Genomic DNA, 21,881 nt, shown 5'->3' with positions numbered 1-21,881 from the left:
GCCCCCCGGCACGCGTATATAAAAATACCCGATCTGCCTAAAATCCGAGCCAGGACGGCAGGTTGTGAAAGGCCGCCAGGATGAGGTGGTAGGATGCCCCCAGCACCGTGGCCGTATAGGCAAGACCCGCCAGACCGATGAGATACCCGACGATCAGGAGATATCCGTCCTCCTCCATGATGGCGATGGAGGCGATGACCAGGGCGATGGAGGGCGGGAAGTTGGTGCCGGGGAACGGGATCAGCACAGACACCGCGACCAGGAAGGCGAAGAACCCGGCCACACGATCCCCTAAGGGGCCGAAGAGCTGGAGCAGACGGGGCTTGCAGTAGCTCTCGAGCTTCTGGAGCCTGGGCTCCGCGATATCGATGAGGCGCTTGAACTTCGCCACGGAGACCGTCTGCCGCAGGATGAAGCCGGGCAGCCAGGGACGGGTATGCCCCAGCATCATCTGGATGCCGAAGATCAGGACCGGCGTCCCCACGATGCCGGCGATTCCCGGGACATTCGGAACGCAATTGGGCAAGGAAAACAGGATCAGCACGAACCCGAAGGCGCGCTCGCCGAAGGCTTCGATGATCGCCCCGATGGAGATCGTCTCGCCTGCGGCTTCGTCGATCACGGCGCGCAGAACGGCGGAGGCGCTCTGGTGCTGGTGCGCCCGATGGAACTCGCTCTCCTCGCGATAGAGGCTCTTTTTCGGCCTTGCCGTCTCCGTATCCGCGTCCACCGGTTTCCTCCGTGACGGGAGAGATGGGAACGGCGACGCTCCACGCCAAGGGAGCCGTGCGCGATCGAGCGCTCCCTTCCATACATCCCCACATCATCACCGGCCTCGTGCCGGTGATCCCGATCCGGACAGCACAGCACTTCATATCAGCGGGATGGCCGGGACGAGCCCGGCCATGACATCAGAGGACGCCACTCAATCCCAGAAGCGAGGCCACGTTTCTTCCAGGTTGGGCCCAAGCCGTACGGCCGCCACTCGCTTGGCGAGCCCCGTGCGGTCGTCGGTCTCGACGGCGATGCCGGAGATCGTGCCTTCGCCCAGGCCGGGCTCCAGGCGGGTGCCCGGAGTTTTCTGAAGAAAGCGGCGGATCGCCTCCTCCTTCTGCATGCCGAGCACGGAATCGTAATCGCCGCACATGCCCGCATCCGACATGTAGGCCGTGCCGCCGGGCAGCACCCGGTGATCGGCGGTGGGCACATGGGTATGGGTGCCGACGACGAGGCTCGCCCGCCCGTCGAGATAATAGCCCATGGCCTCCTTCTCGCTCGTCGCCTCGGCGTGCACGTCGACGATGATCGCGTCGGCGACCTGCCCCAGCGGGCAGGTTTCGAGCTCCCGCTCGACGGCCGCGAAGGGATCGTCGAGGGGGTCCATGTAGAGGCGGCCCATGACGTTGACGACGAGAATCCGGTGTCCGGACCGGGTGTCGATGAGGTTCGCGCCGCGCCCCGGCGTTCCGGGCGGGTAGTTCACGGGGCGCAGCAGCCTCGGCTGCCGCTCGATGAACACGAGCGTCTCGCGCTGGTCCCAGGTGTGGTTGCCCAGGGTGATCGCGTCGGCGCCCGCATTCAGGATCTCATCGCAGATCGCCTCGGTGATGCCGAAGCCGCCGGCGGAATTCTCGCCGTTGATGACCACGCAATCGAGCTGCCAGCGGTCACGAAGCCCGGGCAGGCGCTCGATCACCGCATTGCGGCCGGGCCGCCCGACGATGTCACCGAGGAAGAGAAGACGCATGATGGGTCCTTAACTAGGATGTCGTCCGAATGAGTTCGGCTTCGGTGATGATAACGTCGAGGAGTCGGTCATGGGGCTCGACCGGCACCTCGTCGATCTCCTGAACCGCATAGGCGAGCCCGATGGTCAAGACCGGATGCTGTGCTTCCAGGGCCGCGATGGCCCGGTCGAAATGCCCCTTGCCGTAGCCGATGCGCCCGCCCCGGCGGTCGAAGGCGACCAAGGGAACGAGCAACGCCTTGGGGAAAACCTCCGGTGCGTCCGGGCCGGGTTCGCGCACGCCGAAGCCGCCCTTGATCAGCACGTCGCCGGGCCGCCACAGGCGCCAGCTCAAGTGAGGATGGAGAATCTGGGAGAGGGCGACATCCTGCCCGCGTGCGATCAGCGCCTCCATGAGCGGACGCGGATCGACCTCGCTGCGGATCGGCCAATAGCCTCCCACGGGAGTGACGTCCTCGAGTTGGGGAAAGGCGAGGGCGCGATCGGCGATGCGCTGCGCAGCCTCGTGCCGAAATTCTTTGTCGAGCCCGTCGCGACGCGCGAAAACTTCGCCGCGCAGGCGCTCTTTCAAGGCGGGAGGGGGAGGAGATTGCATAAGGTGCGGAGCCACGAAAAGCCGTCGGAGAAGCGATCCCGGGAACCTACAAAGTAGGTGGGCGCCGTATGTCCCGGTCCAGGGACCGGGTCAGGGACAGCTCCCTTCAGGATCGATAAGGCCCCGGGGAATATGAACTCCTAACGCGCCCCGCAGCCCCGCCTTCTCTATGTAGGGAGGATGGGGGCCGGTTGGAAGGGGAAAAGTCGGGCGCCCTGAAATCTTTGTTAGCCAACAGTCGAAGCAATTCTTCCCTTAGGGAAATTACGGGCTGGCCTTGACGGCAGAATTATTCTCCACTGCTCCGGTAGGGGATGCGCCATCCATCAGCGGAGGAAACATGGTTCATCTGAAGCACGGCAAATATAACGAACTCCATCGCAAAGATTGCGACAGATCTCCCAGTATCGACTCCATGATGCGGGAGGTGCTGCACATGCTCGGCAACATCGACTTCGAGCATGAAGTCGAACTGGACAAGGTCGAGAGGAACCTGACCGACCAGGAGCTGAAGAGTTCCATCAGGAAGAAGATCGAGGCCGCCCATCGTGAGAGGCGGGAGCCCTATGTGGAGCTGCTGGCCCAGCTCCGGCAACGCCAGCTTCGCCTGTCGCTGCACCACTGAACTCCATCACGTCGGTTCCGATCGACGGCGGTAGTGATAGCGGTACATCTCGCGCGTAAAGCCCATGCTCGCGTAGAGAGATCGTGCTGAGGCGTTCTCGGCGACGACCGACAGGCAAGCCCCTGTGGCCCCGCGAAGCTCCTGCGCCCAGGAGAGGACGGCAGCGACGGCCTTTCGCGCCAGTCCCTGCCGCCTGAAGTCCGGGTGAGTGACGACGGAGTTCACGCAGACGATCCCGTCATGGACAGCGCCATAGGCAAGGGCCCCCGGGCTTCCGTCATCCAGAGACACCGCGGCGAACACGGCGGGAATCGCCAGGTTTTCGAGAATCTTCCGATGGGTCCGCTGCGCGTGATCATTCTGGCCATGGAGCCGAGCGAGCCCGGCGAGCCAAGACTCGCCGGGGAGGCCCGCCTCCAGGAGGACGCCCGTCACCGGCTGTGGCCGCGTCTGTGCAAGATCCATGAACAGAACGCAGCTTTCGTCCTCGGGAGGATCGTATCCCCGCTCGTCGAGCAGACGGCCGAGGGCAGGATCGGCCGTGGATGGAATGCAGAAGATCGTCGGCAGTCCCTGGGCGGAATAGATCCCCTCGCAATAGCGGACCTTCCGATCCAGCGGCTGCGCTCCTGGGGAGAGCAGGTTCACCGAGTTCGTGCGCCGGGTATGCCCGTCGGCGAGCCGGATCAGCCAGCCGTCGAAGACCACCTCCCGCAGGGCGGGCCAGCCGTTCAGGCAGGCTTCCTCGACGCGCCTGGCGAGATGATGAGCAGGAGGGGAATCCATCTCTCGCAGCTTCTCAGCCCTGCCCTGCCCCGTTCAGGCTGCGCGCCAGTTCCTCGATCCGCTCGGCCGCCATCTGAACGCCCTCGGCAAGCCTTGCCTCGATCCGTTCGAGGCGCTCGTCCCGGGAGGCGTTGATGCTGTTGAGCGCCGCCACCTCCTCTTCCAGGGCGGCGACCCGCCTTTTCGTCTCGTGCAGCTCGTCCGCCTGGGCGATGGCCGCCATCACGTGGAGGCGCAGGTCGCCGATCTCGCCGAAGGAAGTCCGCATCTGCTCGATCCGGGCGTCGTAGGCGGCGGCGAGGCCTTCGAGATGCCGCTCCTCGCCCTCGGCGCAGGCCATGCGGTACGTCTTTCCGGCAATCGTCACGGTCACCTGGGGCATAGCCTAGCCCTCCTCCGGCTCGAGCTGGCCGGCCTGAGCAAGAACGGTCTGGACGGCACCGATGGCGTGGCGGACCCGCCGGCCGACATCGTCGGCCGCCGCCTCGAAGCGATGAAGCCGGGTGAGCGCACCGTCGAGCTCCACGGCGAGACGGGCCCGGTCGTCCTGCATGAGCTGGAGCTCGGTTTCCAGGCCGCCGCGCCGCTTCTCGGCCTCCAGACGGCGGGAGACGGAGGCCTCGAGAAGCCCCAAGGCCATGTCCAGCCGCTTCATTGCTTCCTCGAGTGTGGGCGCCATCATGCCTCCTGAATCGCGGATGACACTAGCGCATCGTGCGGAAAAGTGGACCCGGTTTTGCGTATCGGCGACATGCCCTGAAGGGGTTGGGCATCGGAATTCGCAGGTGTGGGGGCCGGCGGTCCTAAGGGGATTACGCCCTTCCAGTCTTTGACTCGCCCAGCCTGCGTGTTAAGGAGCCCACGCCTTTTCCAGACAGACCGCCCCGTTGCGGGGCCCTCAAGACTTGTGGATCTCGCCGTGCAAGATACCGTCTCCGCCGATCGCGTCACCCATTCCGATCTGGCGAACGCCGTGCGCGTCCTCGCCATGGATGCCGTCGAACAAGCCAAATCCGGCCATCCGGGCCTGCCCATGGGCGCCGCCGACATGGCGACGGTGCTGTTCACCAAGTTCCTGAAATACGACGCCGCCGACCCGATCTGGCCCGACCGCGACCGTTTCATACTCTCGGCCGGACACGGCTCGATGCTGCTCTACTCGCTCCTGCACCTGACGGGCGTGAAGGGCATGACCATCGAGGAGCTCAAGAACTTCCGCAAGCTCGATTCCAAGACCCCGGGCCATCCTGAGAACTTCATGACCCCCGGGGTCGAGACCACCACGGGCCCGCTCGGCCAGGGCATCGCCACCGCCGTGGGCTTCGCCCTCGCCGAGCGCATGCTGAACGCCGAATACGGCGACGATCTCGTCGACCACTACACCTATGTGCTCGCCTCCGACGGCGACCTGATGGAGGGCATCAGCCACGAGGCGATCGCGCTCGCCGGTCACCTGAAGCTCAACCGGATGATCGTCCTCTGGGACGACAACGGCATCTCCATCGACGGGCCCCTGTCGCTCTCCGACTCCGTCGACCAGGTGAAGCGCTTCCAGGCCTGCGGCTGGAATGCCCTGCGCGTCGACGGCCATGACCCCAAGGCGATCCAGCGCGCCATCGCCCGCGCCCAGAAGTCGGATAGGCCGACCCTGATCGCGTGCAAGACCACCATCGGTTTGGGCGCTCCCAAGAAGGCCGGCACCTCCAAGGCTCACGGCGAGCCGCTGGGCGCCGAGGAGCTGGCCGGCGCCAAGTCCGCTTACGGCTGGAGCCACGCCCCCTTCGAAATCCCGTCCAATATCGCCGATGCCTGGGCGAAGGCCGGCCGGAGGGGCCGCCGCCAGCGCAAGGCCTGGGAAGATCGCCTGAAGGCGCTGCCCGCGGACAGGCGCGCCGAATTCGAACGTCGCGTGAAGGGCGTGCGTCCGCAAGGCCTGGCCGATGCGGTCGCCACGCTGAAGGACAGGCTGGTGGCCGAGCCGCAGAACGTCGCCACCCGCAAGGCGAGCGAGATCGCGCTCGAGGTCATCACCGAGGCCGTGCCGGAACTGGTGCTGGGCTCGGCGGACCTGACGCCCTCCAACAACACCAAGACCAAGAACCTCGCAGCCGTTTCGCCCGGCAATTATGCCGGCCGCTACATCCATTACGGCATCCGCGAGCACGGCATGGCGGCGGCCATGAACGGCATCGCGCTCCATGGCGGCTATGTGCCGGCCGGCGCGACCTTCCTGGTCTTCACCGATTATGCCCGTCCTGCCATGCGCATCGCGGCGCTCGCCGGCGTTCCGGCGATCTACGTGATGACCCACGATTCGATCGGCCTTGGCGAGGACGGCCCGACCCATCAGCCGGTGGAGCACCTCGCAGCCCTGCGCTCCATGCCGAAGATGCGCGTGTTCCGCCCGGCGGACGCCGTCGAGACGGCGGAAGCCTGGCAGCTCGCCCTCGAGCGCACGGACGGCCCGAGCACCCTGGCGCTCACCCGCCAGAACCTGCCGCAGGTCCGCCGGGATGGCGACGCCGCCAACCTCTCGGCCACGGGAGCCTACGAGCTCTCTCCGGCGAACGGCAAGGCCCGGGCGACCATCTTCGCCTCGGGCTCCGAGGTCGAGATCGCCCTCGCGGCCCAGAAGCTTCTCGATGAACAAAGCTTCGCCGTACGCGTTGTATCGGTGCCCTCGCTCGACCTCTTCCTAGCCCAGCCCGAGAAGGTCCGCGCCCGGATCATCGGCGACGCGCCGATCAAGGTTGCGGTGGAGGCGGCCGTGCGTTTCGGCTGGGATTCGGTCATCGGCCCCGACGGAATTTTCGTCGGCATGCATGGGTTTGGCGCCAGTGCGCCCTACAAGGACCTTTACAAGCACTTCGGCATCACCCCCGAGGCCGTGGCGGAAAAGGTTCTCCGGACACATAATCTCTGAGGCTCGAGAAGACCTTAGGCCTCGCTACACAAGGGAGCTAAGACTATGACGGTGAAGGTCGCGATCAACGGGTTCGGTCGCATCGGACGCAACATCCTCCGCGGCATCGTAGAGAGCGGCCGCAAGGATATCGAGGTGGTTGCCATCAACGATCTCGGTCCGGTCGAGACGAACGCCCATCTGCTCCGCTTCGACTCCGTCCATGGCCGCTTCCCGGCCGATGTGCAGGTCGACGGCGAGTTCCTCGTCATCAATGGCCAGAAGATCAGGGTCACGGCGATCAAGGATCCGGCGACCCTGCCGCATCGGGAACTCGGCGTCGATATCGCGATGGAATGCACCGGCATCTTCACCTCGAAGGAGAAGGCCTCGGCGCATCTGACCGCCGGCGCCAAGCGGGTCATCGTCTCGGCTCCTGCGGACGGCGCCGACCTCACGGTCGTCTACGGCGTCAACCACGACAAGCTGACGAAGGATCACGTCGTCATCTCGAATGCCTCCTGCACCACGAACTGCCTCGCCCCCGTGGCGAAGGTGCTTCACGACGCGGTCGGCATCGAGAAGGGCTTCATGACGACGATCCACTCGTACACCAACGATCAGCCCACCCTCGATCAGATGCACAAGGACCTCTACCGCGCCCGCGCGGCGGCCCTGAACATGATCCCGACCTCGACCGGCGCCGCCAAGGCGGTGGGCCTCGTCCTGCCCGACCTCAACGGCAAGCTCGACGGCTCGTCGATCCGCGTGCCGACCCCGAACGTCTCCGTGGTCGACTTCAAGTTCGTGGCCAAGAAGAACACCACGAAGGAAGAGATCAACGCGGCGATCAAGGCTGCCGCCGACGGACCGCTGAAAGGCATCCTCGGCTACACGGACCAGCCGAACGTCTCGTCGGACTTCAACCACGATCCGCATTCCTCCGTGTTCCACCTGGACCAGACCAAGGTGATGGAGGGCAACTTCGTGCGCGTGCTGTCCTGGTACGACAACGAGTGGGGCTTCTCGAACCGCATGGCGGACACCGCCATCGCCATGGCAAAGCTCATCTAAGGGAGGCCGCTTCATGACCGCCTTCCGCACGCTCGACCAGGCAGAGGTCAAGGGGAAACGCGTTCTCGTCCGGGTGGACCTCAACGTCCCGATGGAGAACGGCCGGGTGACGGACGCGACGCGCATCGAGCGCGTCCTTCCCACCATCCAGGAAATCGCCGACAAGGGCGGCAAGGTGATCCTTCTCGCCCATTTCGGACGCCCGAAGGGACGCGATCCCAAGGAATCCCTGAAGCCTGTCGCGGAAGCTGTTTCGAAGCATCTCGGCAAGCCCGTGGCCTTCGCCGATGACTGCATCGGCGAAGCCGCCGCTCAAGCCGTCAGCTCTCTCAAGGACGGTGATGTGCTTCTCCTCGAAAACACCCGCTTCCACCCGGGCGAGGAGAAGAACGATCCGGCCTTCGTTCAGGAGCTGGCGAAGCTCGGCGACCTTTACATCAACGACGCGTTCTCGGCGGCGCACCGCGCTCACGCCTCGACGGAGGGCCTCGCCCGCGCGCTGCCGGCTTTCGCCGGCCGCACCATGCAGGCGGAGCTCGATGCGTTGACCAAGGGCCTGGAGGCACCCAAGCGCCCGGTCGTCGCGATCGTGGGCGGCGCGAAGGTTTCGACCAAGATCGACCTGCTCGAAAACCTCGTGACCAGGGTCGACGCCCTCGTGATCGGCGGCGGCATGGCCAACACCTTCGTCCACGCCACGGGGCTCGGCATCGGCAAGTCGCTGGCCGAGAAGGATCTGGCGGCGACCGCCATGCGCATCATCGAAAAGGCGCGGGAATCCAACTGCGCCATCATCCTGCCCGTCGACGGCGTCTGCGCCTACGACTTCAAGGCGGGCGCCCACAACCACACCTACGGCATCGATGCGATCCCCGAGGATCAGATGATCCTGGACGTGGGCTCGCAATCGGTCGAGCGCATCTCGGCTGCGATCAACGACGCGGCGACCCTGGTGTGGAACGGTCCGCTCGGCGCCTTCGAGATCGTGCCCTTCGATCAGGGCACTGTGGCGGCAGCCCGCCATGCGGCCCGGCGCACCAGGGAAGGCAAGCTCGTCTCCGTCGCCGGCGGCGGCGATACGGTGGCGGCCCTCAACCACGCTGGCGTTGCGGACGACTTTACCTATGTATCGACTGCAGGCGGCGCCTTCCTCGAATGGCTCGAAGGCAAGTCGCTGCCCGGCGTGGAAGCGCTGAGAGCTTGAAGGACCGTTCTCCGGCGAGGGGTTAACCTTCCTCGTACGGAAACGCACTCCCGGGTTCGCTTAAGCTAAGGTTCAGTTTCGGCGCGCTTAGAAGAACGGCGCCCAATAAGGAGGACGAAATGGCACGCATCACCATGAGGCAGCTTCTGGATCACGCAGCCGAGCAAGGCTATGGCGTGCCTGCCTTCAACATCAACAACATGGAGCAGGCGCTCGCCATCATGGCCGCCGCCAGCGACGTCGATGCACCGGTGATCATCCAGGCGAGCCGCGGTGCGCGCTCCTACGCCAACGACGTCATGCTCAAGCACATGATGGACGCGGTCACCGAGATCTATCCGCATATTCCGGTCTGCGTGCATCTCGATCACGGCAACGAGCCCGCCACCTGCATGACGGCGATCCAGGCCGGCTTCACCTCGGTCATGATGGACGGCTCGCTGAAGGCCGACGGCAAGACCCCGGGCGATTGGGACTACAATGTCGGCGTCACCAGGAAGGTGGTCGAGATGGCCCATCTCGGCGGCATCTCGGTGGAAGGTGAGCTCGGCGTGCTCGGCTCGCTGGAGAGCGGTGAAGGCGAGGCCGAGGACGGCCACGGCGCCGAGGGCAAGCTCTCGCACGATCAGCTGCTGACGAACCCCGACGAAGCCGTGAAGTTCGTGGCCGAGACCAAGGTCGACGCCCTTGCCATCGCCATGGGCACCTCGCACGGGGCCTACAAGTTCACCCGCAAGCCCGACGGCGCGATCCTGGCCATGCACGTGATCGAGGAGATCCACAAGAAGCTCCCGAACACCCACCTGGTGATGCACGGCTCCTCCTCGGTGCCGCAGGATCTGCAGGACATCATCAACCAGTACGGCGGCCAGATGAAGCCGACCTGGGGCGTTCCGGTGGAAGAGATCCAGCGCGGCATCAAGCACGGCGTGCGCAAGATCAACATCGACACCGACAACCGCATGGCGATGACCGGCCAGATCCGCAAGGTGCTGACCGAGAACCCGGGCGAGTTCGACCCGCGCAAGTATCTCAAGCCCGCCATGGAAGCGATGACGAAGCTCTGCAAGCAGCGCCTGCAGGAGTTCAACACCGCCGGCCAGGCCTCCAAGATCAAGCGCGTGTTCACCCTCGCCGAGATGGCCAAGCGCTACGCCTCCGGCGAACTCGACCCGACCTTCGGCGCGAGCCGTCAGGCGGCCGAGTAAAGAGGGTTCCGGCCCCCGATGAACCCGCCACGTCATCACCGGCCTCGTGCCGGTGATCTCGTTTCGAGAGGTGCCGTGCCTCCCCTGATCGGGACGGCCGGGACCGATCCCCGGCTCACGTCCGGGGACGGCCATGACGGAAGCGGGGCGCGCTATTCATCGATCGGGCTTTCGCCTCAATCATGATCGACAAGCGGGGCCTCGCAAGATGGCCCTGTTTTCGTTATGGAAACGCTGTCTTTCCTTTTTCGTGACCTCGAGACCCATGGCCGACACCGCCGCCCGCCTTTACCTCATCACCCCCGTCCTGGAGGATGCGTCCTTCGCACCGCGCCTCGCCGAGGCCTGCGGAACCGGAGCCGTCGCGGCCGTCCTGCTGCGGCTCGCCTTTGCCGACGAGCGCGGCCTCACCAATCAGGTGAAGGCTCTGGCTCCCATGGCGCAGGAGCATGGGGCAGCCGTGCTCGTCTCGGCCGAGGGCAAGGCGGATCTCGCGAATGTCGCCCCCCGGGGCGGAGCCGACGGCGTCCATGTTCCGGGGGATCCGGTCCGCGTGCGCGACCTGCGCGACCGGCTGAAATCCGAGCGCGCCATCGGCGTCGGAGCGATCCGCACCAAGGACGATGCCATGACCTTAGGGGAAGCCGGGGTCGATTACCTGCTCTTCGGCGAACCCCGTCCCGACGGGTCTCTCCCCTCCCTGGAAAGCGTGGTGGAGCGGGCCTCCTGGTGGGCCGAGATCTTCGAGACGCCCTGCGTCGCCTATGCTCCGAGCCTCGATGCGGTCGGGACCCTGGCGGCCACGAACGCTGAGTTCGTCGCCCTGGGCGATGCGGTCTGGTCTCATCCGGACGGGCCCGCGGCCGCCGTGAGGGCGGCAGTGGAGATCCTTGAGCGACAGGAGGCATCGCGCTGATGCGGTCGTCCTGGATCATCGGCGGCGCTCTCCTGGCGGCCGTCGCAACGTCGAGCCATGCGGCGGAGCCCGATCTCGCCTATGGCGCCTATCAGCGCGGCCTCTACCAGACGGCCTTCCGCGAGGCGAACCTGCGCCTGGAAAAGAACGCCAACGATGCCGCCGCCATGACCCTTCTGGGCGAACTCTACAATCAGGGCCTCGGCGTCGCCATGGATCCCAAGAAGGCCTCGGAATGGTACCGTCTGGCCGCGGGACGCGGCGACGCCAATGCGCTCGCCTCCCTGGGCCTCATGGCTCTCGACGGGCGCGGCATGGCCAAGAACGCGGCACAGGGCCGGACCTGGCTCGAACAGGCGGCCGCGAAGGGCAGCCCGCTGGCCTCCCACAACCTGGCCCTGCTCCTGCTGACCAGCGGCAGCGACGCGGACCTGCAGAAGGCCGTCGAGCTGTTGAAGAAGGCGGCCGCGGCGGAGATCCCGGACGCGCAGCATGCGCTCGGCGTGCTCTACCTCAAGGGCCGGGGCGTCGCCCCGGATGCATCCGAGGCCGCGCGCCTTTTCGAGCGTGCGGCCCGCAACGGCAGTTCGGTCGGCGAGGTGGAATACGCGATCCTGCTCTTCAACGGAGACGGGGTTCAGGCGAGCGAATCCCAGGCTGCGCGCTATTTCCGCCGGGCCGCCGCCAAGGGCAACGCCATTGCCCAGAACCGCCTCGCCCGCCTCCTCGTCGCCGGACGCGGGGTGCCCGCCAACAAGGTCGATGCGGCGGCCTGGCATATTCTTGCCGCCGCGCAGGGCCTCGCCGACCCCTGGCTCGACGACGCGCTCAAAGATCTGAGCGCCGAGGATCGCAAGCGCGCCGAAAAATTGGCGGCGGAACGCCTCGGCATGCGCTGAGCGCATGAATACCCGGGACCTTCGGGATCATTCGCGCGGCTGCTCGGTTGACCACCGCTTGACGCAAACCGTCCCGTGGTCCATCGACCACACTTCTCTTTGAAAATTGCTCTTTGTCAGGACCTGCCCCATGATCCGTTCGCCCCTCATGACCGTCATGACCGATGCCGTGATGAAGGCTTCGCGCTCGCTCAAGCGCGATTTCGGCGAGGTCGAGAACTTGCAGGTCTCTCGAAAGGGGCCGGGCGACTTCGTCTCGGCTGCCGACCGCAAGGCTGAGAAGATCCTGCGCGAGGCGCTCGAAAAGGCGCGTCCCGGCTACGGCTTCATCCTGGAGGAGGAAGGCGTCGTCGAGGGCACGGATACGAGCCATCGCTGGCATATCGACCCGCTCGACGGCACCACGAACTTCCTGCACGGCTTGCCGCAATTCGCGATTTCCGTCGGCCTGGAACGTGATGGCCAGATCGTTGCCGGCGTGATCTACGATCCGGCCAAGGACGAGCTTTTCATCGCCGAGCGCGGCAAGGGCGCCTATCTCAACAACCGCCGCATCCGGGTGGCGGCCCGCACCGAGGTGCCGGATGCCGTCGTGGCCTGTGGCCTTCCGCATATCGGCAAGGGCGACCACGGCCTGTTCCTGCGCGAATGCGCCTCCGTGATGGGCAATGTGGGCGGCATGCGCCGCTGGGGCGCGGCCTCCCTGGATCTCGCCTATGTGGCCTGCGGGCGTTTCGACGCCTATTGGGAACGAGGCCTCAATTCCTGGGACATCGCCGCCGGCATCCTGATGATCCGCGAGGCGGGCGGCTTCGTCTCCGACGCGGACGGCGGCAGCGACCCGCTCGCCAAGGGTTCGATCGCCTGCGGGAACGAGACCATGCACCGCGAGCTGCTCAAGCTCCTGAAAAAAGCCAAGGGGTAACTTTCTGCCGGTGAGATTTCTGTTCGTGCAGGTTGAAGACGGCTATGGTCGCGCTTGATCCTTCGGACGGGCGCGGTCACATTGATGCAGTCCCGAAGCACGAATGCACAGGATAACGATGGCGGACCAACCCCTTACCCCACCGCGGATCTACCTGATCCGCATGGCGGTCTTCCTGGTTCTGGCGGGGTTTGTCGCCTTCATCCTCTATCGGCAGATCTGGGAAGCCTTCCAGGCCAATCCCGGCCTCAATGCCCTGATTCTGGGCGTGATGTTCATTGGCATCGCGCTCGCGATCCGGCAGGTCTGGCGGCTTTTTCCCGAGGTGCGCTGGGTCAACACCCTGCGGCAGACCGAAGAAGGGCTCGTCGCTCCCTCCCCGCCGGTCCTGCTGGCGCCACTCGCGGCTCTCCTCGGCAACCGGCCCGGCCAGTCCGGCTTCTCCGTTGCGGCGACCCGCTCGGTCCTCGACTCCATCGGCGCGCGCCTCGACGAGAGCCGGGAGATCGTCCGCTATCTCGCCGGCCTGCTGGTCTTCCTCGGCCTTCTCGGCACGTTCTGGGGCCTCATCGATACCGTTGGCTCGGTCGGGCGCATCATCTCCTCGCTCAGGACGGGCCAGGATTCAGCCGTTCTCTTCGACGAGCTGAAGAACTCCCTCGCCGGCCCCCTGCAGGGCATGGGCCTGTCCTTCTCGGCCTCCCTCTTCGGCCTGGCGGGCTCTCTCGTCCTCGGCTTCCTCGACCTTCAGGCCGGCCAGGCCCAGAGCCGCTTCTATACGGAGCTGGAGGATTGGCTGGCCACCTCGACCATGGACACGCCCGCCGACACGAATCTGCGCGCCGGCGCCACCTCGCACGACCTGACGGTGGCCCTCAACCGGCTGACCGCCGCCGTCAACGACGGCGCCGGCGGCCGGGCGGCGACCCAGGCCATGGCCAATCTGGCCGAGGGCGTCCAGGGCCTCGTCCAGCATATGAGGGCGGAGCAGCAGATGATCCGGGATTGGGTCGAGGCCCAGGCGGCCCGCGAGAAGGAGCTGAAGCAGGTCCTGGACCGCATTTCCCGTGAAAGGCTGCCCTGATGCCGGTCTCGAGCGCGGGCGGACGGCGGCGGGGACGCGGAGGCCAGATCAACTACTGGCCGGGCTTCGTGGACGCCCTGTCGACGCTCCTGCTGGCCATCATCTTCCTGATTTCGGTCTTCACGGTCGGCCAGTTCTTCCTGTCGCGCGAACTCTCTGGCCGCGACACCGTGCTCGACCGCCTGAACCGACAGATTTCCGAGCTGACCGACCTTCTCTCCCTGGAACGCTCGAACCGGCGCACCATCGAGGATACCGTAGCATCACTGCAGACGACGCTGCGGGCCAACGAGGCCGAGCGCGCGCGCCTGCAGGGCCTCCTGGACAGCGGCGGCGCGGCACAGGTCCAGGCGCAGGAGCTGGGCACGCAGCTCGAAACCGAGCGTCAGGCCACCGGGCGGGCTCTCAGCCAGGTCGAGATCCTCAACCAGCAGATCGCCGCCATGCGCCGCCAGCTCGCGGCCCTGGAGGAGGCGCTGTCCGCCTCCGAGAACCGGGACAAGGAAAGCCAGGCCCGCATCGCCGACCTCGGCAGCCGCCTCAACGTGGCGCTGGCCCAGCGGGTGCAGGAACTCGCCCGCTACCGGTCCGACTTCTTCGGGCGCCTGAGGCAGATCCTCGGCAACCGCCCCGACGTGCGCATCGTCGGCGACCGCTTCGTGTTCCAGTCCGAAGTGCTCTTCCCGGCAGGCCAGGCCGTCCTGCGTCCGGAAGCCTCCGGCGAGATCGACCGCATCGCCAGTGCGCTCATCGAACTCGAAAAGCAGGTTCCACCGGATATCCCGTGGGTGATTCGCGTGGATGGTCACACCGACCAACGCCCTATCAACACGCCGCAATTCCCGTCGAACTGGGCTCTGTCCTCGGCCCGCGCCATCGCCGTGGTCCAGGCCATGGTCGCCCGAGGCGTCCAGCCCCAGCATCTCGTCGCCGCCGGCTTCGGCGAGTTCCAGCCCCTCGACAACGGGACCACGGAAGAAGCCTTTGCCCGCAACCGCCGCATCGAGCTGAAATTGACGGAACGCTAGGTCACGCGAAGCGATCGGTCGCCGCGACGATGCCCTCAGTCATGCCAGGATCACGCGCATCGTGTCCGGCCCCGCCGACGACGATCAGTTCGCTGCCGGGCCAGTTCTGCTGAAGCGTCCAGGGCGTGACGAGCGGGCCGCCGAGATCGAGCCGGCCGTGGATCAGGATGCCGGGAATGCCGGCAAGGTGGTGCGCATCCCGCACCAGAGCCCCGTCCTCAAGCCAGGCCCGGTGGCGCCAGTAATGGGTCACCAGCCGCGCGAAGCCCAAGCGGAATGCCGGATCCTCATAGCGGGGATGGGGCTTGTGTCCGGGATGTCTTGCGACGATGGCCGTTTCCCAATCGCACCAGTCCCGCGCCGCCTTCTCGTGGACGACCGGATCGGGATGCACAAGGAGGCGGTGATAGGCCTCGACCAGACTTCCGTTCCGATCCCCGTCCGGGACACCTGCCTGAAACCGGCTCCATGCCTCAGGGAAGAAGGCGCCGACGCCGCGAGTGATCCACTCGATTTCCGAGGCCGTGGTGGTGGCGATGCTGAACAGCACCATTTCGGTGATCCGCTCGGGATATTGTTGGGCATAGACAAGCGCCAGGGTCGAACCCCATGACCCGCCCAGCACCAGCCATCGTTCGATCCCGAGATGCCGCCGCAGCTGCTCGATGTCGGCGATGAGATGCGCTGTGGTATTCGTGGAAAGATCGACGCCAGGAGTACTGGCATGCGGCGTGCTCCGCCCGCTGCCACGCTGATCGAAGAGCACGATCCGGTAGGCGCTCGGATCGAAATATCGCCGCGCATTCACGGTGCAACCTGAACCGGGGCCGCCATGGAGAACCAGAGCAGGTTTTCCGGCGGGATTGCCGCAGGTCTCCCAATAGACGCGATGCCCGTCCCCGACATCGAGCATGCCGGAAGTGTCAGGTTCGATGGGAGGGTAGAGGTCGGGCATTCCCCCTGTTTATCATGCCGGCTCTGTCACGCCAGATCGGGCCGAATGCTGATCTGCGGGATTTCCGCTTACATCTTCCCCAGCGCCTGGGCGACGTCGTGGACCTGATCGCCGACACGACGGATGGCATCCACGACCTGCTGGCGCGGGACGTTCCAGCGGTCGGACCAGTACTGGAGATCCCACGATTCAAGGATGTTGATGCGGGTCGAGTCCTGGGGATGTCTCCTGCTGACGCCCATGGCTGAGCTCCCGGCCAGTCCCAAAAGCCGTTTTCGTTCCGACGCCACTCTTCCCATCAGATGGGAGCGGCGCGGGGGAAGTCAGCCCGCAGCCATGCATCTTTTTCAGGCAGCGGCCTATTCGGCCGCCTCGTTGTGCTCCTGCGCGCTCGTGAACTGGAGCCGGGCGAGGCGGGCGTAGAGGCCGCCCTGGGCGAGGAGCGTGTCGTGCGTGCCCTCCTCCACGATCAGACCCTTGTCCATGACCAGAATGCGGTCGGCAGACCGTACGGTGGCGAGTCGGTGGGCGATGACGAGGGTGGTGCGGCCTTCCATCAGCCGGTCGAGGGCCGTCTGGACCTTGCGCTCGCTCTCGGCATCGAGAGCCGAGGTCGCCTCGTCCAGGAGCAGGATCGGCGCATCCTTCAGGATGGCGCGGGCGATGGCCAAGCGCTGGCGCTGGCCGCCCGACAGGGTCACCCCGCGCTCGCCGATCATCGTCCGATAGCCCTCCGGCAAGGCCTGGATGAAGCCGTCGGCGGAGGCGAGCTCGGCCGCGCGGCGCACGTCGTCCTCCGCCGCATCAGTGCGGCCGTAACGAATGTTGTCGAGGACGGATGCGGCAAAGATCGTCGGCTCCTGCGGCACCAGGGCCATGCGGGCGCGCAGCGCGAAGGGATCGGCCTCGGTGATCGGCACGCCATCGACCCAGATCGTGCCGCCTTGCGGATCATAGAAGCGCAGCAGCAGCTGCAGGATCGTGCTTTTTCCCGCACCGGAGGGTCCAACGATGGCCACGCGCTCGCCGGAGGAAACGGTGAAGCTCAGGCCGTGCAGGGCTCTCTGCTCGGAGCGCGTCGGATAGGAAAAATGCACATCCTGGAAGGCTACGGTGCCGAGGGGCGGATTGGGCAGGGCCTTGGGATTGTGGGGCCGCTCGACGGCCGGCTTCGCCGCCAGGATTTCACCGAGGCGCTCCGCCGCGCCGGCGGCCTGGGCGAGCTCGCCATAAACCTCCGAGAGCTGACCGAGCGAGCTTGCGGCAAAGACCGCATAGAGCACGAACTGCGACAGTCGTCCTCCGGTCATCTCTCCCGCCAGGACATCCTGCGCGCCGTACCAGAGCACCCCGACCACGCTCGCCGAGACCAGGAAGATGCCCGCGCCGGTCAGGAACGCCCGCATGGTGGTGGAGAGCCGGGCTGCGCCGAAGGCCTCCTCGGCAGCTGCAGCAAAACGGGAGGCGGTGAGGCTCTCCATGCCGAAGGCCTGCATGGTCCGCACCGCGCCGATGGCCTCCGCCGCATAAGCCGAGGCGTCGGCCAGCCGGTCCTGCGCCGCCCGCGAGCGCCGCCGCACGGCGCGGCCGGAAAAGACCAGGGGCAGGACGATGACCGGAATGGCGAGGAGCACCAGCGCCGAGAGCTTCGGGCTCGTGATGATCATGAGCACGGTCGCGCCCAGGAAGAGAAAGAGATTGCGCAGCGCAATCGAGATGCTGACCCCGAAGGCCGCCTTGACCTGGGTGGTGTCGGCCGTGAGCCGCGAGACGATCTCGCCGCTCTTGGTCTGGTCGAAGAAGGCCGGATCGAGGGACGTCAGGTGCCGGAACACGGCGGAGCGCAGATCCGCCACCACCCGCTCACCGAGCGTGATGACGCAATAGTATCGAAACGCACTGGCCAGGGCCAGCACGCCCACCACCACGATCAGGAGGACGAAATAGGCATTGATGTAGGCCCGGCCCTGCTCGGAAAAGCCGAAATCGATGACCCGGCGCACGGCGATGGGCACGACGAGCGTGGCCGCAGACGCCATGGCCAAGGCGACCAGCGCGGCTGCGATCCGCCCCCTGTAAGCCAGGCCGTAGGGGATGAGCGGCTTCAGGGCGCTAAGCGCAGCCTTGGGGCGGTTCTGCCCTTGGGAATGGTCGGCCATGACACCTTCGTTTTCCGGAAACGCGACATCGGGCGGTTTAGCACCTTTGCCCCGGCTTGTTTCAAGGTCTTAAGTGAGGTATAGGCGCGCATTCATCAATTCAGGCTCGATCTTAACATTGCGGGCTGGACCAGATCTGGCTGGCCGCAAGAAGGACTATGGCAATGGCGCGCAAAGAAACCGATCATCCCGATTACCACTTCATCAAAGTGGTCATGACCAACGGCACCGAGTACACCACCCGCTCGACCTACGGCAAAGAGGGCGACACCCTCAACCTCGACATCGACCCGAACACCCACCCGGCCTGGACCGGCGGCTCGCAGCAGCTGCTCGACCGCGGCGGCCGCGTGTCGCGCTTCAACTCGAGATTCGGCGGCCTGGGCCTCGGCGCCAAGAAGTAATCCGGCGCCCGGCGCTGATGATTTCCGACCGGAATGCAAAAAGCCCCGCTTCGGCGGGGCTTTTTCTTTGGACAATTCCCCACTGGCATCGGGTTCGATCTGAAGCTGCCACGCAGGCTCCTCGGTGCTGGCTCATCAGGCCCTTCCCCCGCCGTCATGGCCGTCTCCGGACGTGATCCGGGGACGGTTTCGGCCATCCCGATGGGACAGGCGCTGCGCCTCAATCAACCGGGATCACCGGCACGAGGCCGTTGATGACGTGAGGCCGGCCGGCCCTTCACGGGTCGGGTTATGAGGATGGGGTTTGGCGATAATCCGGGCCCGAGGCCTTACTCCGCCGTCCCGAAGGCCCGTTGCAGCATGCCGAGCTGGGTGGCGACCGGGTTGGGGGCCGACGCCCGTGGGGGCGTTTCGCCCTCGGAGATGAGGCGCTCGAGATGGAGGATCCGGGCGTGGAGCCTTGTCGCGAGGCCCATCAGCTCCCGCAGCCGGACGGGAAGCGCCGCGTATTCGGCAACGGTCGTGGCGGTGTCATGCGCGTTCAGGCGGACGCGGTTCTTCTCGGTCCGGGCCTGATCGGAGGAGATCTCTCCCTCGGCAACGGCCCGCTGCAGGAGCAACCAGGAGGCGACCTGCATCAGGCGCGTGGTGAGCCGCATGCTTTCGCTGGCATAGACGAGGCTTGCCTGGCGCGGCAGGTTGCGGGATTCCTCACGGCCCGGTCCGTCGAGATAGGCGGCCGTCTCCTCGATGAGCTCCATGCCCTCCTGAAAGAGGGCCTTGAAAGCCTCAGAGCCCACGAAGCTCTGCCCGAACCGGACAGGATCGATGTCGAGCTGGATCACATCGGGTTCGTTCACGCACATCTCCCAAGGGCCTCTCCCCGCCTCGAAGGGCGGAGGTTCTGCAATTCATGGGCTGATTATAGGACGGACTGGCCGCGCTTGCCTCGGTAACCTCTTCTTAAGGTTAAGCCAGCGCATGGTGCGCAGAAGCGGCTTCCATTTTTTCGCCGATGCTCGGGAAGCTCATAAAAATCGAGCCGCGCGAGGCGGCTCTTGAAGTCTAACAGGGAAGCGTCGAACAGAGTAGGCTACGAAGCCACTCGGCATCCAGGAAGAGACCTGGATGCCTTTACTCCTATCCGAGAATGGTTAATGCACCGTTAAGGACGTTTTTTCGTTACGGCCGTCTCAATCCTGGCCGAGCTTGAAGAAGGCGCTCGCGGCGGCGCGGGAGTTTTCCTTCCGTGCCCTCGCCTCCTTGATGCGCACGATCTCCTGCTCCAGCATCTCGACGCGCTCATCGAGTTCGTCGATGGAGAGCATCGAGAGATCCTGGCCGATCTCGTGCCCGCTCATGATCTGGCGCGGCTCATCGGCGAACGGATCGAGGGCCATGGCATTCTCCTCTTCAAGGGTTGGTCATCAACGCTATTCCGGCATGTATTCCTTGCCAACGGGGCCTATATCCCGTGAGCTTGTTGACCAAAGGAGGGAAAAATGGGGCAGACCCCGGATATGATGCGCGCCGTCATTGCCGATGGGAGCGGAGGGCCGGAGGTTCTCAAGGTGGTCCAGCGCCCGGTTCCCGAGCCCAAGGAGGGCGAGATCCTGGTGCGTGTGAAGGCGGCGGGCGTGAACCGCCCGGACGTGATCCAGCGGCAGGGCGGCTACCCCCCTCCTCCCGGGGCTCCGGACATCCTCGGGCTCGAGATCGCAGGCGAAGTGACGGCCAATGGCCCGAACGCCGCCCGGTTTGCCGTCGGCACTCCGGTCATGGCCCTGGTGCCCGGCGGAGGCTATGCGGATTACGCCATCGTCCATGAGAGCAACGCCCTTCCCATTCCCGCCGGCCTGTCCTTCGAGGAAGCAGGGGCGATCCCGGAAACCTATTTCACCGTCTGGACCAATGTGTTCGACCGGGGGCGCCTGCAATCGGGCGAGACGCTCCTCGTGCATGGCGGGACCTCCGGCATCGGCACCACGGCGATTCAGCTCGCCAGGGCCTTCGGCGCCACGGTCATCGCGACCGCAGGATCTCAGGAAAAATGCGACGCCTGCCTGCGGCTTGGCGCCGATGTCGCGGTCAATTACCGGAATCAGGACTTCGTGACGGCCACCAAGGAGGCCACCGGCGGCAGGGGCGCGGACGTGATCCTCGACATGGTCGGAGGCGATTACATCCCCCGCAATTACGAGGCTGCGGCACAGGATGGGCGGATCGTGCAGATCGCGTTCCTCCAGAGCCCGAAAGCCGAGGTCGACTTCCGCCGCCTGATGGTCAAGCGGCTCACCCATACGGGTTCGACCCTGCGCCCCCGCTCGCCGGCAGAGAAGGCCGGCATTGCCGAGGCGCTCGAGGATAAGGTCTGGCCGCTCCTGGCACAGGGCCGCTGCAGGCCGGTGATGGACTCGACCTTTGCCTTTGAGGACGTGGCCAAGGCCCATGCCCGCATGGACGGAGGCCAGCATATCGGCAAGATCGTGTTGCGCCTTTAAAATTTGCAACATCCCGGCACGATCCCTATAATCATCTCGTTTCCCTCACATCGTGAGACGAGATGCTCCGGTCCGGACCGGTTCGGAGCGCGAGAGAGTTTTGCCGTGCGGCGCCGATGATCCGGCGCCCGGCCTGAAGGAGGTTCACGCACATGTCCCAGGGACCGTTGATGCCGAAGGCGACAGCCGTTTGGCTCGTCGAGAATACATCGCTGTCGTTCGACCAGATCGCCGATTTCTGCAAGCTGCACCCGCTCGAGGTGAAGGGCATTGCCGACGGCGAAGTCGCGGCCGGCATCAAGGGCCTCGATCCGGTGACCACGGGCCAGCTGACCCGTGAAGAGATCGAGAAGGCCCAGAAGGACCCCAATCACCGCCTCCGGATCGCCGAGTCGCGGGTGAAGCTGCCTGAGCAGAAGCGGGTCAAGAAGGGACCGCGCTACACCCCCGTGTCCCGCCGTCACGACCGCCCGAACGCCATTCTCTGGCTCGTGCGCAACCATCCCGAACTGAAGGACGCGCAGATCATGCGTCTGGTGGGCACCACCAAGACCACGATCCAGCAGGTTCGCGACCGCACGCACTGGAACTCGGCCAGCCTTTCACCGATGGACCCGGTGACGCTGGGCCTGTGCTCGCAGATCGATCTCGATTTCGAGGTGCAGCGTGCCGCCAAGGACCGTCCGCAGGTGGAGGCCCAGGAGCATGGCGGCACCCTGATGCCGGCCGAGATCTCCACGGCTCCCGAGCGGGTCGACCCTTTCGCGGACATGAGCCGCCCGAAGCCGGCCCAGGAAGAGAACATCGACGTCAACTCGGTCTTCGCCAAGCTCAAGCAGCTCAAGCGCGACGACGAGGACGAGGAATAA

At 65.7% G+C, this 21,881-nt stretch carries 24 protein-coding genes and 1 other RNA gene; 13 read left to right on the top strand and 12 right to left on the bottom strand.

From position 1 onward, the window contains the following. Positions 1-37: 37 nt before the first annotated feature. From KHP60_RS09230 to ssrS, 4 genes are all read right to left on the bottom strand, one after another. Positions 38-730 carry an exopolysaccharide biosynthesis protein gene (locus KHP60_RS09230; protein ID WP_213563600.1) on the bottom strand — a complete coding sequence of 231 codons (693 nt, stop codon included), beginning with the start codon at positions 728-730 and terminating at the stop codon, positions 38-40. Between the two features lie 195 nt (positions 731-925). Then, positions 926-1,747: a TIGR00282 family metallophosphoesterase gene (locus KHP60_RS09225; protein ID WP_213563599.1), complete on the bottom strand. Its 822-nt coding sequence runs from the start codon at positions 1,745-1,747 to the stop codon at positions 926-928. A gap of 13 nt (positions 1,748-1,760) precedes the next feature. Next, positions 1,761-2,342 carry a 5-formyltetrahydrofolate cyclo-ligase gene (locus KHP60_RS09220; protein ID WP_213563598.1) on the bottom strand — a complete coding sequence of 194 codons (582 nt, stop codon included), beginning with the start codon at positions 2,340-2,342 and terminating at the stop codon, positions 1,761-1,763. Between the two features lie 4 nt (positions 2,343-2,346). Continuing rightward, positions 2,347-2,504, bottom strand: a non-coding RNA gene (gene ssrS / locus KHP60_RS09215) — 6S RNA. A gap of 178 nt (positions 2,505-2,682) precedes the next feature. Between ssrS and KHP60_RS09210 the strand changes: the two genes are divergently transcribed. Continuing rightward, positions 2,683-2,967: a hypothetical protein gene (locus KHP60_RS09210; protein WP_213563597.1), complete on the top strand. Its 285-nt coding sequence runs from the start codon at positions 2,683-2,685 to the stop codon at positions 2,965-2,967. A 6-nt stretch (positions 2,968-2,973) separates the two neighbouring features. Here KHP60_RS09210 and KHP60_RS09205 read toward each other — a convergent pair whose 3' ends face one another. The 3 genes from KHP60_RS09205 to KHP60_RS09195 are packed head-to-tail and all read right to left on the bottom strand — an operon-like array spanning position 2,974 to position 4,432. Continuing rightward, positions 2,974-3,753 (bottom strand): GNAT family N-acetyltransferase, encoded by a 780-nt coding sequence (locus KHP60_RS09205; protein WP_213563596.1) that lies wholly within the window; start codon positions 3,751-3,753, stop codon positions 2,974-2,976. A gap of 13 nt (positions 3,754-3,766) precedes the next feature. Then, positions 3,767-4,135: a cell division protein ZapA gene (locus tag KHP60_RS09200; RefSeq protein WP_213563595.1), complete on the bottom strand. Its 369-nt coding sequence runs from the start codon at positions 4,133-4,135 to the stop codon at positions 3,767-3,769. A gap of 3 nt (positions 4,136-4,138) precedes the next feature. Then, positions 4,139-4,432, bottom strand: a complete 294-nt coding sequence (locus KHP60_RS09195; RefSeq protein WP_213563594.1) for a DUF4164 domain-containing protein — start codon at positions 4,430-4,432, stop codon at positions 4,139-4,141. Positions 4,433-4,741: 309 nt separating this feature from the next. Between KHP60_RS09195 and tkt the strand changes: the two genes are divergently transcribed. From tkt to KHP60_RS09150, 9 genes are all read left to right on the top strand, one after another. Beyond that, positions 4,742-6,676 (top strand): transketolase, encoded by a 1,935-nt coding sequence (gene tkt / locus KHP60_RS09190; RefSeq protein WP_249688651.1) that lies wholly within the window; start codon positions 4,742-4,744, stop codon positions 6,674-6,676. A 45-nt stretch (positions 6,677-6,721) separates the two neighbouring features. Continuing rightward, the gene (gap, locus tag KHP60_RS09185; RefSeq protein WP_213563592.1) at positions 6,722-7,729 is read left to right on the top strand and encodes a type I glyceraldehyde-3-phosphate dehydrogenase; all 1,008 of its coding nucleotides are present in this window, start codon (positions 6,722-6,724) and stop codon (positions 7,727-7,729) included. Positions 7,730-7,742: 13 nt separating this feature from the next. Continuing rightward, on the top strand, positions 7,743-8,933 hold the full coding sequence (locus KHP60_RS09180; protein WP_213563591.1) for a phosphoglycerate kinase: 1,191 nt from the start codon (positions 7,743-7,745) through the stop codon (positions 8,931-8,933). 119 nt (positions 8,934-9,052) lie between these two features. After that, complete coding sequence (fba, locus tag KHP60_RS09175; protein ID WP_213563590.1) at positions 9,053-10,141, top strand: class II fructose-bisphosphate aldolase; 1,089 nt, start codon at positions 9,053-9,055, stop codon at positions 10,139-10,141. A 265-nt stretch (positions 10,142-10,406) separates the two neighbouring features. Further along, the gene (locus KHP60_RS09170) at positions 10,407-11,057 is read left to right on the top strand and encodes a thiamine phosphate synthase (RefSeq protein WP_213563589.1); all 651 of its coding nucleotides are present in this window, start codon (positions 10,407-10,409) and stop codon (positions 11,055-11,057) included. After that, entirely contained in the window at positions 11,057-11,956 is a 900-nt protein-coding gene (locus KHP60_RS09165; protein WP_213563588.1) for a tetratricopeptide repeat protein, read from the top strand. The genes KHP60_RS09170 and KHP60_RS09165 overlap by 1 nt, the downstream gene beginning before the upstream one ends. Positions 11,957-12,086: 130 nt before the next feature. Continuing rightward, positions 12,087-12,881 (top strand): inositol monophosphatase family protein, encoded by a 795-nt coding sequence (locus KHP60_RS09160; RefSeq protein WP_213563587.1) that lies wholly within the window; start codon positions 12,087-12,089, stop codon positions 12,879-12,881. Between the two features lie 118 nt (positions 12,882-12,999). Beyond that, a complete protein-coding gene (locus KHP60_RS09155; RefSeq protein ID WP_213563586.1) occupies positions 13,000-13,965 on the top strand; it encodes a flagellar motor protein MotA in 966 nt (321 codons plus the stop codon). Next, a complete protein-coding gene (locus tag KHP60_RS09150; RefSeq protein ID WP_213563585.1) occupies positions 13,965-14,993 on the top strand; it encodes a peptidoglycan -binding protein in 1,029 nt (342 codons plus the stop codon). Before KHP60_RS09155 ends, KHP60_RS09150 begins: the two co-directional genes overlap by 1 nt. 1 nt (position 14,994) lies before the next feature. Here the strand turns inward: KHP60_RS09150 and pip are convergent, their stop codons facing one another. The 3 genes from pip to KHP60_RS09135 all read right to left on the bottom strand — a co-directional run bounded on the left by pip (position 14,995) and on the right by KHP60_RS09135 (position 18,107). Further along, the gene (gene pip, locus KHP60_RS09145; protein ID WP_213563584.1) at positions 14,995-15,948 is read right to left on the bottom strand and encodes a prolyl aminopeptidase; all 954 of its coding nucleotides are present in this window, start codon (positions 15,946-15,948) and stop codon (positions 14,995-14,997) included. 68 nt (positions 15,949-16,016) lie between these two features. Beyond that, a complete protein-coding gene (locus KHP60_RS09140; protein WP_213563583.1) occupies positions 16,017-16,190 on the bottom strand; it encodes a DUF3606 domain-containing protein in 174 nt (57 codons plus the stop codon). Positions 16,191-16,307: 117 nt separating this feature from the next. Continuing rightward, positions 16,308-18,107 (bottom strand): ABC transporter transmembrane domain-containing protein, encoded by a 1,800-nt coding sequence (locus KHP60_RS09135; protein WP_213563582.1) that lies wholly within the window; start codon positions 18,105-18,107, stop codon positions 16,308-16,310. Positions 18,108-18,271: 164 nt separating this feature from the next. Between KHP60_RS09135 and rpmE the strand changes: the two genes are divergently transcribed. Then, positions 18,272-18,511, top strand: coding sequence for a 50S ribosomal protein L31 (rpmE, locus tag KHP60_RS09130; RefSeq protein WP_213563581.1), 240 nt, complete (start codon positions 18,272-18,274; stop codon positions 18,509-18,511). Between the two features lie 329 nt (positions 18,512-18,840). On the opposite strand, the gene KHP60_RS09125 is transcribed toward rpmE, so the two are convergent. Beyond that, the gene (locus KHP60_RS09125; protein ID WP_249688641.1) at positions 18,841-19,377 is read right to left on the bottom strand and encodes a DUF1465 family protein; all 537 of its coding nucleotides are present in this window, start codon (positions 19,375-19,377) and stop codon (positions 18,841-18,843) included. A gap of 327 nt (positions 19,378-19,704) precedes the next feature. Continuing rightward, entirely contained in the window at positions 19,705-19,911 is a 207-nt protein-coding gene (locus KHP60_RS09120) for a DUF1192 domain-containing protein (protein ID WP_213563579.1), read from the bottom strand. A 102-nt stretch (positions 19,912-20,013) separates the two neighbouring features. Between KHP60_RS09120 and KHP60_RS09115 the strand changes: the two genes are divergently transcribed. Beyond that, positions 20,014-21,012 carry an NAD(P)H-quinone oxidoreductase gene (locus tag KHP60_RS09115; RefSeq protein ID WP_213563578.1) on the top strand — a complete coding sequence of 333 codons (999 nt, stop codon included), beginning with the start codon at positions 20,014-20,016 and terminating at the stop codon, positions 21,010-21,012. A gap of 152 nt (positions 21,013-21,164) precedes the next feature. Continuing rightward, positions 21,165-21,881, top strand: coding sequence for a DUF1013 domain-containing protein (locus tag KHP60_RS09110; RefSeq protein WP_213563577.1), 717 nt, complete (start codon positions 21,165-21,167; stop codon positions 21,879-21,881).

It is taken from the genome of Microvirga sp. 3-52, assembly GCF_018383585.1.
Taxonomy (GTDB): Bacteria; Pseudomonadota; Alphaproteobacteria; order Rhizobiales; family Beijerinckiaceae; genus Microvirga.
Note: the sequence above shows the minus strand (reverse complement) of the source record. Positions and strands in the feature narration are given on the sequence as shown.